Here is a 16,532-nt window from a genome sequence, read left to right as displayed (position 1 = left end):
AGAGCATCGAAAACAGCCGACCCTAATGAGTCGGCTGTTCACCATGACATAAAAACTAAATAGTTCGTTCCTCATACGCGAAGGGTTTTTCACAAGAGTAAATCTCGTGGAAGAATCCCTTATAGGGGATATCGTCTTCCAGACATTTTATAAGATAAGACAGTTCCTCGTCACAAGTCGACTCCTCGCCCGCGTTCTGCATCACCTCGAAGGCATCAACAACGTTTTCCATGAGGCATACTCGAATAAAAAAGGGCAGTTTATCCAACATGTAATCATCGATTTTGGTCTCCGATCTATAACCTGCCAGGACGGTTTCAAAATAATCATCCATAAACGTTTTACGTTTGGCGGCGTCTGGTTCAAATTGTGTCCAGCCCACTCCGCGAGTCCAGACAGTAGCCAAATCATATATATACCAACCAAAACATGAATCATCGAAATCGTATACGGTGATTTGTCCATTATCAAAATCTATCGAATAATTACCGTCACCATAATCGAAATGGATCATTCCGAACGTTTCCTTGTTCCTGTCCAAACCATCTAAAATAGTCAGGAGCTCTACCAGCTTATCCTTAAGCTGAGACAAGGAATCAGGTATCCATTTAGCGATATAAACGGCATTGAATTTGTCATAGAAGCTGTAACGTGGACGTACGGGCTCATACCCTTTCGATAGTTGGTGCAACTTGCCCAATTCTTTGCCGCAGTTATAAAAATACTCGGTTAATGGTGCGCCTTCCCGGTACTGATAGTGATTTTCTACAAGCAATTTACCCCTTGCCTTCTCAAACAGACAGACAAAAAAGGTGTGATGATTGTAAGTGATTTCCTCCACCAGATTCCCCTTACGGGAACTGATTACATTGGAGACACTGCCTCTATGCTGGAATAAATATCGTACATACTCCACTTCAGCCAGAAAATCTTCCCGGCTTCTGTCAGGCAAGAAAGAGATTCTTAGTATTTTGGCGGCGGCGCCCTCTTTCACACAGGTATATACGAGATTGCGTCCTCCTTCATGAGGGGGAATCTGGTTGAACTCATAGCCATCCAGACCGTACATCTCTGTTACTAATGAAAGTAAATAGGAATCACTGATTTGAACAACTTCGTTATAATTAATACGATCTCTCCTTTAGCTGCTGCTTGTTTAAATGCCTTCTACATAAAAGGAATCCCCTAAAACTCCTTCCATATATGTACATTTTAACAGCCACTGCTAAGAAACTGGATAGTAAAAACAATTATAAGTGAATTTTCCCAGGTACTTTAATCGATTCTAGGATGATGTGTTTCGCATCATCATACCTGTACTTTGACTTTCCTTTAACAGAATCCAAAGTAAAGACAAAATCAATAATATTGCAGCTGAAAGTAAGTAGGTTGTAGACAAACCAAAGGCTTCTACGGATAGGTATCCCAGAACAGGACCAAAAGCAGCCCCAATATCAGAGATCATGACATATAACGAAATCGTCGCTGCCTTTAATCTTTCCTCCGCTATATCCGATGCAAACGAGTCGAGAAGAACGATTAATACGGTTGTGGTTAGAAGTGCTGCTGTTAAGTTAACCAACCATACATAATCCGGGATGTTAAACTGCGTCAGAATGATAAATAGAGCCGCCATCAGTAATGCCATTATTAATATACGTCTTCTCCCCCAGTCACCATCGGACTTCCCCCCGATCCATGGGGAAACAAAAACACCGATAAGTAAACGGGCAGCTTGAACCAAGCTGGCCAAAATAGCTGCACTAAGAATTACACCCTGTATATCAATGATCACTTCACGAATGTGAATGAGATGACTGAGCGTAGCACTTACCATGCCTTCTAAACAAAGCATGACAAGAAACACGGTGAGCAGTAATTTTAACAACGATGGGTTTTTAAAGAACAGGGAGAAATGGAACTTGGAGGTTCCACTTTGGTGTTCTATAGAACCTTTTGGCAAATGTAAAATGAGAGGAATTACTAAAAAAGCGAATAGACCGAATACTAATGCCACAGTCCGAATGCCAAACCACTCAACGAAAAATCCTCCTCCAAGCATGCCAACTAAACCGCCAATTCTGGAGAGTCCATTAAAGGTACCCATGACCTGACCACGATTGCCCGTCGTGGATACCTCTACAATCATATAAAATGCACCTAATCGAAGGATGGCCCACGCCATTCCCCAGACGCTTCTCAATATTAACCAAAAAACAAAGCTCTGTGCCCAACCATACAGCCAGGTTGTTGTTCCTGCAATTATAAGGGCTATCCACAACCCCGTTCGGATACTAATCTTGGAGTAAAGCCATGAAATAACCGGATTAAGCGGTAACCGGATAAATCGATTAACGGATAACAATATGCCTACCTCGACTAATGAAATCAACCCGGCTTCCTTCCAATGGATAGGCAAAGTGATGTAGAGCATGGAATCGCCCAGCAAGGAAATAGCCGTAATAAGCGCAAGTATATGTACCTGCTTATGACGGCTATCTCCTTGTGGACTATGAGATTTGTTTAGCCGGAGCATGAAGTCTTATTGACGTCTGGTGCTGTAGAGCAGCTGCCCTTCGTTTGATTATCAGCCGGTTCTGCGTCTGAGCAGTTATTGCTAAATTGAACGGATTGGCTGATACTGCATACGCCAGTCTCTGGCAGATCCAATTCTACGTTCGCAGCTGCTTCCCAGTTCCCTGTAATCCCTTCGACAATGGATCTGACTTGTTCATAACCCGTTGTCATCAAGAAAGTCGGAGCGCGACCATAGCTTTTGGATCCCACAATATAAAAATGGTGTTCGGGCTGCCGCAATTCCTTTTCACCATGTGGTCTTACGGTTCCACAGCTATGCTCGTTCGGATCAATCAACGGCGCTAGCGCACCTACACTCTCAATAGCAGAATCTATATCTGTCCTTACTTCTCTCAGGAAAGACAAGTCTGGTCGTGATCCCGTATTGCTAATGATTTGATCCAGTTCATGGATGTACACGGTCTCCCCATTTACTGTGCCAGATATATTGATCTGAACTCCGTTCTTCTCAAAGCGCTCAATGAGAAACGATGGGTACACGGTGACCTTGCCTGACTCCACTAATTGTTGCAATCGTACACCAAGTGTGCCGCGTTCACGAAGCTCATCATTTTCCTGACCGCCATATACATCCTTCACATTCGACTTTCGAATGACCCACGATATGGATGTCAGAGGGTCTTGCTCTTTGAGGCGTTCCAAGTCCAGCAACGCATTAATGGCGGAATGACCGCTGCCCACTACAAGAATATTTTTTCCTGCAAATCTTTCCTTCTCCTTGCCCAGCACATCTGGAATCCCATACGTAATCTGGCTGCTCAAAGATCGCTCCTCGATGGTCCAAACCCCGTCAGAAACGGCTGGGTTAGGACTAGACCAGGTCCCCGACGCATCAATAACTGCTTTAGCCTTATACTTGATCGTTTGGTTCTCTTCTTGAACATGCAGCTCGAATGGCCGTTTATCGCGGCCGGCTGTTTTCACTTTGCTTAAACCTTTTCGAGTTACGGCAACCACTTTGGCATTGTAATGGACAAATGGCTTGATGACAGGCAGCTGCGACAGCGGAGCCAAATACTCATCAATTAACTCCCTGCCTGTAGGAAAGGCTTGTTCATCGGGCGACTTCCAACCTGATGCCTCCAGCAATTGCTTAGCCGCTTTATTCATATTGTATTGCCATGGAGAGAACACTCGTATGTGATCCCACTGATTCACATTTCCTGCTATGTGCGGGGCTGCCTCGAAGAGAATGAAGGACTCTCCCTTCGTTACAAGATGAGCAGCCGCTGCCAATCCTACAGGACCTCCACCTATAATGGCGACAGGCAAATCTGGATTGGACGAAACCGCTGTAGAAGCTTTCAACGTTTCTTGAATTGGTTGGGGTGTAGAACAACATTGACTCATGGATATGACCTCCTAATGTTCATGCGATAATTAATCAATTTTTTTTGATTTAAAGATCAGACGAAAGCACTTATCAGCAATCGTCTGTTTTCACCTCATTCATGCGAAAAATACAGCACAGCTCGGGAGACAGCAGATTATTCACTTCAGATGAATTTAATTCGTAATAGCTCCAAGTGCCCCTTGTTTCCCGACGAATAAGTCCGGCATCGAGCAAAATTTTCAGATGATACGATAATTTAGATTGCGGCATATCAACGATTTCTGTAAGATCACATACGCAGGTGTTGCCACGTTGTGTGAGTTCATACATGATTTGAAGTCTCTTCTGATCGGCAAGTGCCTTGAACTTCGCTTCATACTTTGCAAAATCTACTGCAACCTCCCTTTTCTCCACCATCTGAAGCTCTTTAACCATGACTGTCTACCTCCAAGATAAAACTCAATATTCTTCATCAACTTTTTTTGATTTATGTTGCAATCTTATCAATACGCATTCTGAATGTCAATACTTAATCAAAAAAAGTTGATTAAACAATTTTCGATAAGAAACAGGATGGAAACTCGTTATATCTGATTATCATTATATAACGTTGCCATATTGTGTTTTGCGATACGATCACTTATCATAATGACTTAAACAGCATCATTACAAAGCTACAGCTAACTAGAAATGAGGAATAAATATGCTGCATAAAGCAACTTTCGCTGGCGGGTGCTTCTGGTGTATGGTAACTCCATTCGAGGAACAGCCCGGTATTCACGGGATTATATCCGGTTATATGGGCGGCCATATCGAGAATCCAACGTATGAGCAGGTACTAACAGGGGAAACAGGACATTTGGAGGTTGTGCAGATTACCTTTGATCCGGACATTTTCCCCTACGAGAGGTTGCTTGAGCTTTATTGGCCTCAGATTGACCCTACAGACGCTACAGGTCAAGGGAACGATCGTAAAAGCCAATACCGTGCTGCTATTCTCTATCATAATGAAGAGCAAAAGCTACAGGCGCTGCAATCACGTGAAGAACTGGCCAAGAGCGGACGCTTTGATCAGCCTGTTGTCACGGCCATTGAGGAAGCCTCTGTATTTTACCCGGCTGAAGAGTATCATCAAAACTACCATAAGAAAAATCCAAAGTTCTATAAAGAGTCCCGCATTTATTCAGGCCGCGACGCCATTATCGAGAAATATTGGAGCAAGGATTAATATCGGTTAAGGAAAAGGCATCTATCCAGATGCCTTTTCCTATTTCTGCTCATATCGTCTCATCCACCTTCAGCACGGATGAATGTTTATCTCCAAAAGATGATCTTGTCAGAAGGCAATCGAACGGACTCATACCCTGCTTCTTTGGCTTTTCCTATTGAAAGAATCATAACTGGCGCGTAGCGTTCTTCATCCAGATCAAATGCTTTCGCTACCTGATCCACTTCAAAGCCAGCCATTGGATTCGTATCATACCCATGTGCGCGAGCTACTAACATAAGCTGCATGGCAAAGAGGCTGCCATCGATTTTTGCAACTTCAATTTTCAATTCTTTTGGTAGAGCCGGAAACATAGTTAGAATGGTGCTTAGCTGACTATCCCGTACTTCAGCCGGCATCTTTCCTTGTTCTACAGCTGTATTGTATATTTCTTCAGCATATGAATAGCTTTCGGTATCCCCAAAGATTAATAACATGGCGGATGAAGTATCATTTTGCAACGTATTGAAACGCATAAGAGGTCTTAATTTTTCTTTTCCCTCTGGTGTGTCCACTACAACTACTCGCCAGGGTTGCATATTGGCAGAGGATGGAGCCAGGCTGGCTTCCGCAATCATTTCACTGATTTCTTCCCTCGATATTTTAATGTTCTCGTCGTACTTTCTGACAGAACGTCGTCCCTTCACAATCTGTTCGAAATCGTTATTAAGAATCTGGTTAAACATATGCCTCTCTCCTCTTGATAACAGTAGATTTTTTGACATTGTGTATGGCAATCGTTATCATAATCGTAGTATGAACTATAAACCTAGGTTTATAGCAAGAATGAAAAAGAGGTCATCAAATGAAAATAAATGATGTGTCCAAACTAACGGGTTTACCTATCTCAACGCTGAGATTCTACGAACGCAAAAACCTAATTCCGGACAGATTTGTTCAAAGAGATGCAAATAACTATCGTATTTACTCAGAGGAAGTTGTGGAATATTTAAGCGATGTGAAAACACTTTTATCTGTAGACTTCTCGATAGAAGACATCAGCTTGCTCGTAGATCAACAGCTTAACTTATCCTATGAGGAAAAGAAAAAAATAATTGAACACAAAATCCAAGACATCGAAGATATCCAACAACGTTTGAATAAATCAAAGAAGTTTTTAAATGACGTCCTGGAAGGGACAGCTACTTTTCAAACAAAATGTTAAGGATCATGCACGCGACTTATTTGTTTTTTTGTTGGCCACATATATCAATCTTAATGCAAACAGCATGAGGACAATGGCTAGTCCTCTCTGCCAATCAAATGAGATTTGCGCCCCGCCAAAGAAACCAAAGTGGTCAATGACAATTCCCGCTCCAAGCTGTCCGACTACAGTCGATATGTTGGTTGCGATGACTCCAATCTTCGGCACAGCGAGAATAGTTAGGAACAAGAAACCTACACCAAACCAGACTGCACTTAATTGCCATTTCGGTGCGTCCAGGATGGCAGCCACGTCTCCTTTTCCAAAAAACAAAACAACAATCAACAAAAACATTGCACCTGTCATAAACGTGAGAAACGTGCTCTCGAATGTTCCGGCCTCTTTGCTGAAAGACCCATTTACTGAGGATTGTGCACTTAACAATATTCCGCCAATAAGAGCAGCTACTAATAATAGAATGGTCATAAGATCTCCCCTTCTTAAAATACGAGTAATAAAGCAACGGACATCAAAATCACTGCCAGGATTTTTTCTTTGCTTACTGTTGACTTCGCGCTGCCGAGCCAGCCTTTATGCTCAATGACCATACTCATGGCCATCTGTCCTACGATGACGCTAATCATAGTAAGCCCCACGCCTAGATATGGGATGCCATATACAAGAATCGTCAAATAGATGACGCCCAATATCCCCCCGCTCAGCTGCCACTTCGGCGCTTTTTTGGTATAGGACAACTTTCCTTTGCCGAAAAACAGCAGAATCACACCAATAATGACAGTACCAATGGCAAAGTTATAAAAGCTGCTCTCCAGCTTCCCGATCGATAAACCCAACACGCCATAAATAGCGCCTTCGATACTCAAAGCAATGCCAGCCAATAAAGCCATCACATACACCCAAATTTTCATCACAACAACACATCCTTATTTCGAGAATTGTCGATATGTTAAGTCAAAAAAAAGACTTATATCTCTAGTTTCAAGCGTTCCGTTAATTCCGTGATTGTTTTTTCATTTCTGCGGTAATAGGTCCATTTGCCATGACGTTCGGATTCCAGCAACCCGATGCGCTCCAACATAGATAGATAATGTGAAGTTGTGGACTGTGACAATCCGGCACGTTCCTGAATATCTCCTACACAAATGCCGCCCTTCTCGCTGATGTTTTTTGAAAGATGTGCCGTAGGCTTGTCAAAATATTGCATAGGATCCTTCAACCACTTCAACATATCCAACCGTGTCTCATTGCCCAGCACTTTAAAAATCTCTACAAGGTTATTTTTCATAAGCCTATATTAATCGATAATTCTCGATATGTAAATAGCTTGATGAATTCCGTCTCTCACAGATTATTTGAACAGCCCTCTATCAATTACATTCGCTGACACCGGTTGAATCCCTATTTCTCTTGCCCATATGGATAGCTGTCCCATATGATGAATTTCATGTGCAATAAGATGACGTACTATTTCACCTTTGGCATAATGTCCTTCCATCCATGAAACAGTTATTTTTTCGCTATCCAAATCATCTGACCAATTATCAAGGAACGACTTCGTTTCTTTGTTCCAAGAATCAGAAAGCTGTTTAACTTGTTCCAAGGTTTTATAGTTCTCGTATTGAAATTGGATATCTGGTTCTCCTTGTATTCCACGAATCCAGCTATATTCTACATCTAAAATATGAAACAAGGTATAGAGTATGCTACCTGTCCCACCCATTCGATTACGCAGCAATTCCTCTATCGGGACTTGCTTACATCGTTCAAACCATTCATCTCTTACCATCCAGTTATACTGAAACAACTTGATCAACATAATCTCCCCTTATCGGTCAAATCGTTACAATGAATACATATGTTTGGTTCGACGGCATGTTTCCTTTTTCCTTTACTACAATGTCATTTGCTTCCTTATTTCCAGTTGCCTACTAGAAAATTGCAGTCATGAATGTCTCTCCATTGAAAAAAAACGGTCCTACCTATGCCAAGGCGGGACCGTTCCTCTTGCTAATGATTAATTTCCCAGCAGCTCGAACGGTAGCGGAGACTCCGTAAACGCAGGTTCTCCTTCGGAGTGAACAGCGTTGTACCCGATCTCCAACACTGCAGCGAGACGCTCATTGTCCCCTACACCGAAAGTTACCGTACGGCTGCGCTCATACATCCATTCGTGCAACGTCCAGCGCACACCCAAGCCCTTCTCATGTGCCAGTAAGCGGAAGTTTTGAATTAGGCAGCAGACGGCTGCAAAGTCCTCCTCCTGAATATGAGGATCCCCCTCTTCCTTTGCCACTACCAACAGATACGCAGGAGCCGGCTCCTGCAACCCCCGCAGTTCTTGCCCATTCCGTCTGTCGGTAAAGATAAACCGCCAAGGCTCTCGTAGTCCATCATTCGGCGCCCATACGGCGCAATTAAGCAGCTCCAGTATCAGCTGTTGCGAAACTGGACGATCTATAAAGTGTACAGGCCTACCCATTTCTCCGGCCAAATCAGATAATGTCATCTTACATCCTCCCCACTAAGTAACGCTTCCCTGCAATACAGTCCACTTCCGTTCGGCTGGTGTTCTTCTCCGACTCTTTGGCACTTTGTCATAGTAGCCCAGATGGAGGATACCAACGAATGTCTCATCTTCACGCAACCCAATTCCTTGGAAAAATCCTTCATGATAAAGGAAGGGATCGGTATCCCACAGCATGCCTAGTCCGCGTTCCCAGCCTAGCAACTGGAAGCTCTGCATCAATCCGCAGATGGCTGCATAATTCCGGTCGCTGCTGGGACGGTCCGGCCCTTTCGCAGCCATCACTACAAGATGAGCGGGGATATCCGAAAATCTCTTCTTAAAGACATCCATTAACTTTCCGGGGATCAGCTTGCCCAGCTTGCTCTCGGTCATCTGTACATAAATATAATCAGTCAGCTCCTTGCTTGCTTCAGGCGTTCCGGCATATACGGCGCGCCAAGACCCATTCTCTAGTGAAGGCTGCAATCGCAACGCGTTTCTCAGCAATTCAACAACGAGCTCTTGTTCCACTGGTCTCGTCGTACATTTACGGATACTTCGGCGTTCCATAATCAAATCAGCTACATTCAAACCTTTCATCCTCCTTCTCATTATCTGGATTCGATGTGTGTGCTCGTATCTTGAAGAAATGTATGGATTACTTTCAATTCCTCATCCGAGTATTTGTCCAAAAAACGATAGAATCGTTCGGCTTCAAGCTTATGGAGTCGTTCGTGAAGCTCAAAGATTTTTTTGCCTTGAGGTGACAAGCGGAAATAAATCTCCTTCTTGTTGTCATTCATTTGCGTACGTTTGACAAAACCTTCCTCCAGCAATTTGGCGCCAATCTTGGTTATACTCGCCTTGGACAAATTCATCATTTCTGCAATGCCTGTACTATTAATCGGTTCATGCTGACCAATGCAATCGATCATATGAACGGCGGTCAAATTGCTGGAAAATTTCTCAATGAATTCCCTTTTCACAATACTAAGAAAATGATCGATTTCCTTATCCTTTTGACTCTCAAGCACATGTAAAAACTGAATGTACTGCTCATACAGAAGCTGTTTGGATCGATCTTTCACATCCATCTCTAAACTACACCTTTCTCCTTATTGTTTAATAGTTAAATATGATGAACACCTTAATTAAGCAAAATGTGACTATCAGAAAAAATATATTGTTAACTTATTAACAATATATCATGATTGATAACGATTATCAACTAAAATATTTTACCCTTAACTACATGAACTTCTTTTCTTAGTATCCATCCAAAAAACAGAGCTTTTCCAATACAAAACAATCCCCGTTAAACTCCGATAAATCGGGCTTACGGGGATTGGTTCCGGTTTCCACTATCCCTACTTGAAGAGATATTTATAATAAGCCGGGAATTCTCGCAGGATGGAATAGATATCTCTCCACTCAAAGATTTTGGCATGAGATGAATAGACTTCTTTCATATCCATTTTGCTAAAAGCTAATTTTGTCCTGGATATATGAAAATATTGCGTAATAATCATAGCGGAGTCTGCCTTTAACGCATCCATAATTGTGCTGGTATTTTGAGCGGTCATATAGGAGTTGTAACCATTGTTATCCTCTATAATTACATCTTCCGGTATCCCTTGATCGGCTAAGTAAAACTTCATCACCCGTGCCTCATCGAACCCTTCCTTCCCCAACCCTCCGCTTACAAGAATAAAAGTAAAATAGCCCTGATTGTAAAGTTCTATGGTTCGATCCAGCCTTGCTTTCAATCGCTCAGACGGCTGTCCATTATCCTCTACTTTATTGCCCAATACTACAGCCATATCTACTGGCTTTAATTCATCATTCAACCCATCGATTACGATGAAAGCAGTATGAATAATTAACCAGCTTAACAAAACGGCTGCTGCGATGAAAAGTCGTTTTACGAATATTAATTTCAATCTCTCACCTGCACTCTCTCATTTTCATATGTACAATTCCCTAAATATTATCACATCCCGGCCTTAGGGTATATTTAACCAGTCGCTGGCCAAAATATGGGATATCCTTTCGAGAAATGGAGGTCATTCCCATCCCTTCAAATAAAGACACACGCCTTCATGCAGAACTGCATGAAACGGTACAGTACATCAAAGACATAATGGGTGACAGTCCAGATCTGATCATCCGGGACATGACATTGGCTCAAGATTGGCATATTGCTTTGCTTTATATGAATGGGCTTGCAGATGTTCAAATGATTCAAACCTCGATATTGAATTCATTGATCGAGAATTCTTCAGCTTATAACTCCGACCAAACGATGCATCCGCTTCATTACATGAAAGAGAAGCTGTTGTCCGTTGGCGATATTGAATGGATGCATCATTTCGATACTCTCTTCACCCACCTGTTATCGGGAGACGCCATTCTGCTCATGAATGGCTATCCGGACGCTTTAAGAATCGGCGTAACGGGACGTGAAGAAAGAAGCATTAGTGAGCCTACGTCCCAGCCCAGTATCCGCGGCCCGATGGACGCCTTCACCGAGACACTGGAAACCAACGTCTCACTTATTCGCCGTCGCATGAAAGACCCTCAGCTTTGGTTGGAGAAGTACAGCATTGGCCAAGTGACCAAGACGAGCGTCGCGATTATGTATCAGAAATCATTAGCGAACGATGATCTGATCAAGGAAGTCAAACAAAGACTCAATAGGATCGATATGGATGGCATTCTGGAGAGCGGATATATCGAGGAATTTATTCAGGATCATAAATATACACCCTTCCCTACCGTTTATAATAGCGAGCGCCCGGATACAATCGTCGCCGGCCTATTAGAAGGGCGTGTAGCGATTCTGATTGATGGGACACCCTTCGTCTTGCTGGTTCCAGGCTTGTTTATCCATTTCATGCAAACGTCCGAAGACTATTATCAACGTTCAGATATCAGCACCTTAATTCGACTGATTCGTTACTTATCTTTTTTTATCGTGTTATTGGCCCCATCGCTCTACATCGCCATTACAACGTACCATCAGGAGATGCTGCCGACTAATTTACTATTGAACTTGGCTGCACAGCGCGAAGGCGTTCCTTTTCCCGCATTTATCGAAGCGCTCATGATGGAAATCGTGTATGAGATTTTGCGAGAAGCAGGCATTCGGATGCCCCGCACCGTCGGGCAAGCAGTCTCCATTGTGGGTACACTTGTCATTGGACAAGCGGCGGTTGAAGCTGGAATTATCTCCGCAGCTATGGTCATAATAGTCTCCATCACTGCGATTTCCAGTTATGTCATCCCCGCTAATGCGATGTCCATTTCCGTTCGCATCCTTCGCTTCATCTTAATGGGACTGGCCGCATCCTTCGGATTATTTGGCATTTTGATCGGCAGCATTCTGCTTGCCTTGCATATGAATAGTCTCCAATCATTTGGCGTTCCTTATATGAGTCCAATCGCACCATTCAACTTAGATAACCAAAAAGACACTTTATTTCGCATCCCCTGGCCTCGGATGATTAAGCGGCCAAGCTCAATCAATCCAAAGGACAGCATTCGGATGGCTCGATCCAAAGGTACGAAGTAATTGCCAGGAAGGGATTGTACATCTATGAAACGCATTGGCCAAATGATTGTTGTATGCGTACTAAGCCTGTCTCTCATGACAGGTTGCTGGAACAGACGCGAATTAGATGAGCTTGGCATCCTCTCAGGCGTTGCCATTGATAGGGCGGGGAAAGACTATCAAGTAGCGGCTCAAGTGATCATTCCTGATCAAGTGAACAGCCGTACAGGCGGTGGAAAAGCCCCTGTTACTTTATACAAAGCAAAGGGTGCAACCTTATTTGAAGCTTTTCGAAATTTGACGACAACAAGCCCAAGAAAAATCTATACGGCACATATTCAAACGTTGGTGCTAAGTGAAGAAGTTGCTCATGAAGGAGTCGCCAAAGTATTAGATTTGCTAGTGAGAAATCAAGAAACACGAATGAATTATGTCGTAATGGTCGCAAAGCAGGTTCCTGCAGAACAGATCATGAACGTTCTGACGCCGCTAGAGAAAGTGCCTGCCGATTCCTTGTTTAATTCCTTGGAGACCTCTTCAAACATCTGGTCACCGGTTTCGAAGATAACGGTGGACATGTTGATGGATCAATTAACAACTGAAGGAATTCATCCCGTCTTGCCAGGCGTGACGACGACAGGTAATGCGCCAGCCAGCCAAGCAGCTACTAAAGAGGAAATCGATGTACCCGTTAAGCTAGTGCTTTCGGAGCTTGCGGTTTTCAAGGGAGATAAGCTTGCTGGTTGGCTTAGTCCAAGTGAAGCCAGAGGCTATAACTACATAACCGACAAAGTAAAATCTTCAGTTGGCCATCTAAAGTGTCCCGATGGGAAATTGTTGGCTATTGAGATTATACGTACGAAAACCAAGTTGAAATGTATGCTGGTTAACGGCGAGCCCGTTATTGAGGTTCTGGTCGAGACGGATTCCAATATAGGGGAAGAAACATGCAATCTTGATATTAGTTCACCTGTTACGATCAAAGAACTGGAGCAAAATGCAGAAATCCGAGCGAATACTTTGATGAAAAAGTCTGTGGATACGATGCAGCAAAAATACAAAATTGATATTTTCGGTTTCGGCAACCTTATCTACAAAACCCATCCCAAGCTATGGAAAACACTCGAAAAGGATTGGGATGAGCATTTCTCTAAGCTGCAAGTTATCTATAAAACTAAAATGCATATTCGAAATACGGGGATGACCAGCAACTCCCTAACTCGAATCATGAAGGAGTAAAGAGAATGATTCATTCCATTATGATCGTATCCATCATTGCCATTATCGCAGCCGGCTTCGAGCTGCCTAATCAGATCAAAAAGCGTTGGAAGAAAGAAGTCATCCTCTATGTCTTGTTCTTAATCGCCGGATCTGTATTAAGCGTATATGCGCTGCTGGAAATTCAACTCCCGAGCCCTTTAATGATTCCGGAGCTTATGTATAAGCCTCTACATCGCTGGATTTATCAATCTTAAACATAAAGGATGTTGCAATTGTGATGGCTAACGGGAAAATAAGTACGAAACAACTTGCCGTTCTTGTGATTTATTTTATTATCGGAGACATGCTTCTTGTCCTGCCTTCACTGATTGTTTCGGCCGCTAAGCAGGATGCTTGGCTTTCCGGAATGCTAGGATTCATTGTGGGCTGGCCCGTTGCGTGGTTTCTATACAAGTTCAGCCGCTTATATCCTAAGCTGACCATCGTACAATATAGTCGGCGATTGCTGGGCAAATGGCTGGGTGGATTAGTTGCGATTTTTTACCTCTATTATTATTTGACCAACGTTTCAGTGATCCTTCGTGAAGTAGGTGACTTCATCACAACGCAATTCCTGACGGAAACGCCAATCATGGTCATTCACCTGTTAATGGTCATTCTTATTATATGGAGCATGAAAAGCGGTATTGAAACGATTGCTCGAACAGGCGAAACCTTCTTCCCATGGAATGCCCTGCTATTCATCGCCCTAATTATACTCTTGCTTCCGCAGGTGCAAATGGATCGGATTCAGCCTATCATGACCGAAGGTTTGCGAAATATCAATTATGCCTCTTTATATAGCAGTACCTTCACCTTCTGCGAGATGAATGTTTTTCTCATGATTCTCCCTCAAGTTGCAAACAGCAAGCATACCGAGAGAGACTACCTGATTGGTGCCTTCCTCGGTGGCATGGCGATCTGCTCAATCGTAATGCTTACATTGGTCGTCATCGGTCCTAATCTAATCCCATCGCTCATTTATCCCACCTATTCAGCAGCACAGAAAATTAATATTGGCAACTTCTTGCAGAGGGTTGAAGCTATTCTTGCGATCAATTGGATCATATCGACCTATTTCAAAATCATTCTAAACTTTTATGCACTCATGCTAGGGCTCACACAGTTACTGAAGCTTCGTGATACTCGCTCCATGACCGTACCTGTTGGCCTAATTGCATTCGGTTTAGCTTTTGCCGTTACTCCGAACACCGTACACTTCAACTATATGATTAATTATTACATCTATTGGGACATTACGTGTGCCATCGTTCTCCCGCTCCTGCTGTATGCCATACATCTCATTAGAAAGAAGTATGGACATCCCAACTTGCAACAGGATCGCTTGTGATCCATCGATTATTATCCAGAGCCGACAAAAAAAAGCCGCCGGTTTCACACGACGACTTTCACTTTATATTATTTAGTTAAAAATCCCAATACATCATCCAGCTTCATTTTATCTGCTATGAAACCACTAGTCATCCAATGTCTACCCGAAATATAGCCGACTTGATTGCTTTGAACAGCAGGCAAGTTTTTCCATAACGATGACTTTTCAAAGTCCTTCACAGACTGCCGCTCCGTTTCAAACTCTTCATTGTCAGAAAGTGAGCTGCCATACATGGAGAAAATATAATCCGACTTAAGTTTAGGCAGAACCTCAAGCGAGAGATTATCTCCCCAGTCATTACTGCTTTCACGTTGAGATGCTGCCACACTCTCATCCACATTCAAGCCTAGCTCTTCATAAAAGATTTTTGTAAACGAATCAAAGGTAGGATAAAAGAGTTGCCAGTCTTTTGCTAAAGGTCGAATGAGAGCTACTGTTTTATCTGTGCCCACTTTCTTCACAATACTATCCTTCACTTCAATGATATGTTCTTTATAGGCAGAGATAACGGCTGCTGCCTTATCCTCAAGACCAAGTGCCTCACCAATCTTTATCAGGCTTCCCTCCCAATCATTAGGATCATAAGCGATAGTAGGCGCAATGAGGTTCAGCTTGTCATAACCCAACTGATCCTCCACTGCATATTGACTAATGATAATCAAATCAGGATTGGATGCTGCCACTGCCTCTACATTCAGCGGTAATGCGCCGCTTGTCGGAATATTTTTCGCAGCGATTTGGTCGTGCAAATAATAGCCAGGTAAATCGAACGAATAGATAAACGGCACATCTAGTGAAATCAAACTATCTTCGAGCAGGTAGGTAGCAATTCTCTTGGGCTGAACAGGAATTTCGGTCTTTCCATATGGATGCTCTACTATCCTTGTAGAAGTTGACGTATGTTCCGGTTGAACCTTTTCCTCTTGCCCCTCTTTATTCGCCTTTTCTCCGCATCCTGCTATCACCAGCAAGCATGCTAGAACAAGAAGCGCTATGCTTGACATCCGTTTCTTACTCATACTCTTATCCACATTCCTCTCCAATAGTAAGTATCTGTTCAAAAACATTATAATTGATATTAATTATCAATATCAATAAGAGTTATTATAGTAGCACGCCTATTCAAAGTACATGGGGGTATGTGCACGATTCTATTCTTATTTTGCACAAATAGTAGTTGGTCTATTCTAGTGATTTGATTTAAAGTCAACTTACGAATGTCAGAGAGACAGAAGCGGAATGACTTTTTTGAATGCTTAGACAACATGTAGTCCTCTATTGAGAATCATTTTCACAAACATAACATGTTTTTGCTTTGAAATGTACGATTCATTGTCCATTTTCGTATGTGGAGACATTGCCTCCTATCTACTATTTCTAAACCAGACAGGTTATGATAGGCAAAGAAACAAGTCGATTTATGTCGATGTTCAGCGTTTTTTAAGTGCTGGCCTCTATAC

20 protein-coding genes are annotated in these 16,532 nt (G+C 42.8%); 6 read left to right on the top strand and 14 right to left on the bottom strand.

Annotation, left to right across the window (positions count from 1 at the left end; translation table 11 throughout):
• Positions 1-55: 55 nt before the first annotated feature.
• From DX130_RS07480 to DX130_RS07465, 4 genes are all read right to left on the bottom strand, one after another.
• The gene (locus tag DX130_RS07480) at positions 56-1,069 is read right to left on the bottom strand and encodes a phosphotransferase enzyme family protein (protein WP_206098770.1); all 1,014 of its coding nucleotides are present in this window, start codon (positions 1,067-1,069) and stop codon (positions 56-58) included.
• 216 nt (positions 1,070-1,285) lie between these two features.
• Positions 1,286-2,536 carry an MFS transporter gene (locus DX130_RS07475; RefSeq protein ID WP_116044045.1) on the bottom strand — a complete coding sequence of 417 codons (1,251 nt, stop codon included), beginning with the start codon at positions 2,534-2,536 and terminating at the stop codon, positions 1,286-1,288.
• Positions 2,524-3,948 (bottom strand): NAD(P)-binding domain-containing protein, encoded by a 1,425-nt coding sequence (locus DX130_RS07470; RefSeq protein ID WP_116044044.1) that lies wholly within the window; start codon positions 3,946-3,948, stop codon positions 2,524-2,526. Before DX130_RS07470 ends, DX130_RS07475 begins: the two co-directional genes overlap by 13 nt.
• A gap of 73 nt (positions 3,949-4,021) precedes the next feature.
• On the bottom strand, positions 4,022-4,366 hold the full coding sequence (locus DX130_RS07465; RefSeq protein ID WP_116044042.1) for an ArsR/SmtB family transcription factor: 345 nt from the start codon (positions 4,364-4,366) through the stop codon (positions 4,022-4,024).
• Positions 4,367-4,634: 268 nt separating this feature from the next.
• Between DX130_RS07465 and msrA the strand changes: the two genes are divergently transcribed.
• Positions 4,635-5,159 carry a peptide-methionine (S)-S-oxide reductase MsrA gene (gene msrA / locus DX130_RS07460; protein WP_206098769.1) on the top strand — a complete coding sequence of 175 codons (525 nt, stop codon included), beginning with the start codon at positions 4,635-4,637 and terminating at the stop codon, positions 5,157-5,159.
• Between the two features lie 86 nt (positions 5,160-5,245).
• Here the strand turns inward: msrA and DX130_RS07455 are convergent, their stop codons facing one another.
• Complete coding sequence (locus DX130_RS07455; protein WP_116044040.1) at positions 5,246-5,884, bottom strand: nitroreductase family protein; 639 nt, start codon at positions 5,882-5,884, stop codon at positions 5,246-5,248.
• 119 nt (positions 5,885-6,003) lie between these two features.
• Between DX130_RS07455 and DX130_RS07450 the strand changes: the two genes are divergently transcribed.
• Positions 6,004-6,363 (top strand): MerR family transcriptional regulator, encoded by a 360-nt coding sequence (locus DX130_RS07450; RefSeq protein WP_116044039.1) that lies wholly within the window; start codon positions 6,004-6,006, stop codon positions 6,361-6,363.
• Positions 6,364-6,366: 3 nt separating this feature from the next.
• On the opposite strand, the gene DX130_RS07445 is transcribed toward DX130_RS07450, so the two are convergent.
• The 8 genes from DX130_RS07445 to DX130_RS07415 all read right to left on the bottom strand — a co-directional run bounded on the left by DX130_RS07445 (position 6,367) and on the right by DX130_RS07415 (position 10,809).
• Positions 6,367-6,828, bottom strand: coding sequence for a DMT family transporter (locus DX130_RS07445; RefSeq protein WP_116044037.1), 462 nt, complete (start codon positions 6,826-6,828; stop codon positions 6,367-6,369).
• Between the two features lie 14 nt (positions 6,829-6,842).
• Positions 6,843-7,271, bottom strand: coding sequence for a DMT family transporter (locus tag DX130_RS07440; protein WP_116044036.1), 429 nt, complete (start codon positions 7,269-7,271; stop codon positions 6,843-6,845).
• Positions 7,272-7,327: 56 nt separating this feature from the next.
• A complete protein-coding gene (locus DX130_RS07435) occupies positions 7,328-7,648 on the bottom strand; it encodes an ArsR/SmtB family transcription factor (protein WP_116044034.1) in 321 nt (106 codons plus the stop codon).
• Positions 7,649-7,711: 63 nt separating this feature from the next.
• Entirely contained in the window at positions 7,712-8,176 is a 465-nt protein-coding gene (locus DX130_RS07430) for a DinB family protein (protein WP_116045803.1), read from the bottom strand.
• Positions 8,177-8,377: 201 nt separating this feature from the next.
• Positions 8,378-8,869 (bottom strand): nitroreductase family protein, encoded by a 492-nt coding sequence (locus tag DX130_RS26895; protein ID WP_240644343.1) that lies wholly within the window; start codon positions 8,867-8,869, stop codon positions 8,378-8,380.
• 15 nt (positions 8,870-8,884) lie between these two features.
• Entirely contained in the window at positions 8,885-9,469 is a 585-nt protein-coding gene (locus tag DX130_RS26890; RefSeq protein ID WP_240644342.1) for a nitroreductase family protein, read from the bottom strand.
• 11 nt (positions 9,470-9,480) lie between these two features.
• On the bottom strand, positions 9,481-9,963 hold the full coding sequence (locus tag DX130_RS07420; RefSeq protein ID WP_116044032.1) for a MarR family transcriptional regulator: 483 nt from the start codon (positions 9,961-9,963) through the stop codon (positions 9,481-9,483).
• Positions 9,964-10,236: 273 nt separating this feature from the next.
• On the bottom strand, positions 10,237-10,809 hold the full coding sequence (locus DX130_RS07415) for a YdcF family protein (RefSeq protein ID WP_240644341.1): 573 nt from the start codon (positions 10,807-10,809) through the stop codon (positions 10,237-10,239).
• A gap of 116 nt (positions 10,810-10,925) precedes the next feature.
• Between DX130_RS07415 and DX130_RS07410 the strand changes: the two genes are divergently transcribed.
• Genes DX130_RS07410 through DX130_RS07395 form a run of 4 tightly spaced genes read left to right on the top strand, consistent with a single transcriptional unit; the run spans position 10,926 to position 15,030 of the window.
• Positions 10,926-12,440 carry a spore germination protein gene (locus DX130_RS07410; protein WP_240644340.1) on the top strand — a complete coding sequence of 505 codons (1,515 nt, stop codon included), beginning with the start codon at positions 10,926-10,928 and terminating at the stop codon, positions 12,438-12,440.
• A 24-nt stretch (positions 12,441-12,464) separates the two neighbouring features.
• Positions 12,465-13,658, top strand: a complete 1,194-nt coding sequence (locus tag DX130_RS07405; RefSeq protein ID WP_116044030.1) for a Ger(x)C family spore germination protein — start codon at positions 12,465-12,467, stop codon at positions 13,656-13,658.
• A 5-nt stretch (positions 13,659-13,663) separates the two neighbouring features.
• Positions 13,664-13,894: a hypothetical protein gene (locus DX130_RS07400; RefSeq protein ID WP_116044028.1), complete on the top strand. Its 231-nt coding sequence runs from the start codon at positions 13,664-13,666 to the stop codon at positions 13,892-13,894.
• A gap of 23 nt (positions 13,895-13,917) precedes the next feature.
• Entirely contained in the window at positions 13,918-15,030 is a 1,113-nt protein-coding gene (locus tag DX130_RS07395) for a GerAB/ArcD/ProY family transporter (RefSeq protein ID WP_116044026.1), read from the top strand.
• Between the two features lie 68 nt (positions 15,031-15,098).
• On the opposite strand, the gene DX130_RS07390 is transcribed toward DX130_RS07395, so the two are convergent.
• Complete coding sequence (locus DX130_RS07390; RefSeq protein ID WP_165861188.1) at positions 15,099-16,091, bottom strand: ABC transporter substrate-binding protein; 993 nt, start codon at positions 16,089-16,091, stop codon at positions 15,099-15,101.
• Positions 16,092-16,532 lie beyond the last annotated feature (441 nt).

It is taken from the genome of Paenibacillus paeoniae (assembly GCF_003388735.1).
Lineage (GTDB): Bacteria > Bacillota > Bacilli > Paenibacillales > Paenibacillaceae > Pristimantibacillus > Pristimantibacillus paeoniae.
This window is presented reverse-complemented; position numbering and strand designations above follow the sequence as displayed.

Excerpts from the sequence above, each read along its gene's own strand:
- DX130_RS07480 (WP_206098770.1), bottom strand. The coding sequence starts at position 1,069 with ATGTACGGTCTGGATGGCTATGAGTTCAACCAGATTCCCCCTCATGAA.
- DX130_RS07475 (WP_116044045.1), bottom strand. The coding sequence starts at position 2,536 with ATGCTCCGGCTAAACAAATCTCATAGTCCACAAGGAGATAGCCGTCAT.
- DX130_RS07470 (WP_116044044.1), bottom strand. The coding sequence starts at position 3,948 with ATGAGTCAATGTTGTTCTACACCCCAACCAATTCAAGAAACGTTGAAA.
- DX130_RS07465 (WP_116044042.1), bottom strand. The coding sequence starts at position 4,366 with ATGGTTAAAGAGCTTCAGATGGTGGAGAAAAGGGAGGTTGCAGTAGAT.
- msrA (WP_206098769.1), top strand. The coding sequence starts at position 4,635 with ATGCTGCATAAAGCAACTTTCGCTGGCGGGTGCTTCTGGTGTATGGTA.
- DX130_RS07455 (WP_116044040.1), bottom strand. The coding sequence starts at position 5,884 with ATGTTTAACCAGATTCTTAATAACGATTTCGAACAGATTGTGAAGGGA.
- DX130_RS07450 (WP_116044039.1), top strand. The coding sequence starts at position 6,004 with ATGAAAATAAATGATGTGTCCAAACTAACGGGTTTACCTATCTCAACG.
- DX130_RS07445 (WP_116044037.1), bottom strand. The coding sequence starts at position 6,828 with ATGACCATTCTATTATTAGTAGCTGCTCTTATTGGCGGAATATTGTTA.
- DX130_RS07440 (WP_116044036.1), bottom strand. The coding sequence starts at position 7,271 with ATGAAAATTTGGGTGTATGTGATGGCTTTATTGGCTGGCATTGCTTTG.
- DX130_RS07435 (WP_116044034.1), bottom strand. The coding sequence starts at position 7,648 with ATGAAAAATAACCTTGTAGAGATTTTTAAAGTGCTGGGCAATGAGACA.
- DX130_RS26895 (WP_240644343.1), bottom strand. The coding sequence starts at position 8,869 with ATGACATTATCTGATTTGGCCGGAGAAATGGGTAGGCCTGTACACTTT.
- DX130_RS26890 (WP_240644342.1), bottom strand. The coding sequence starts at position 9,469 with ATGAAAGGTTTGAATGTAGCTGATTTGATTATGGAACGCCGAAGTATC.
- DX130_RS07420 (WP_116044032.1), bottom strand. The coding sequence starts at position 9,963 with ATGGATGTGAAAGATCGATCCAAACAGCTTCTGTATGAGCAGTACATT.
- DX130_RS07410 (WP_240644340.1), top strand. The coding sequence starts at position 10,926 with ATGGAGGTCATTCCCATCCCTTCAAATAAAGACACACGCCTTCATGCA.
- DX130_RS07405 (WP_116044030.1), top strand. The coding sequence starts at position 12,465 with ATGAAACGCATTGGCCAAATGATTGTTGTATGCGTACTAAGCCTGTCT.
- DX130_RS07400 (WP_116044028.1), top strand. The coding sequence starts at position 13,664 with ATGATTCATTCCATTATGATCGTATCCATCATTGCCATTATCGCAGCC.
- DX130_RS07395 (WP_116044026.1), top strand. The coding sequence starts at position 13,918 with ATGGCTAACGGGAAAATAAGTACGAAACAACTTGCCGTTCTTGTGATT.
- DX130_RS07390 (WP_165861188.1), bottom strand. The coding sequence starts at position 16,091 with ATGAGTAAGAAACGGATGTCAAGCATAGCGCTTCTTGTTCTAGCATGC.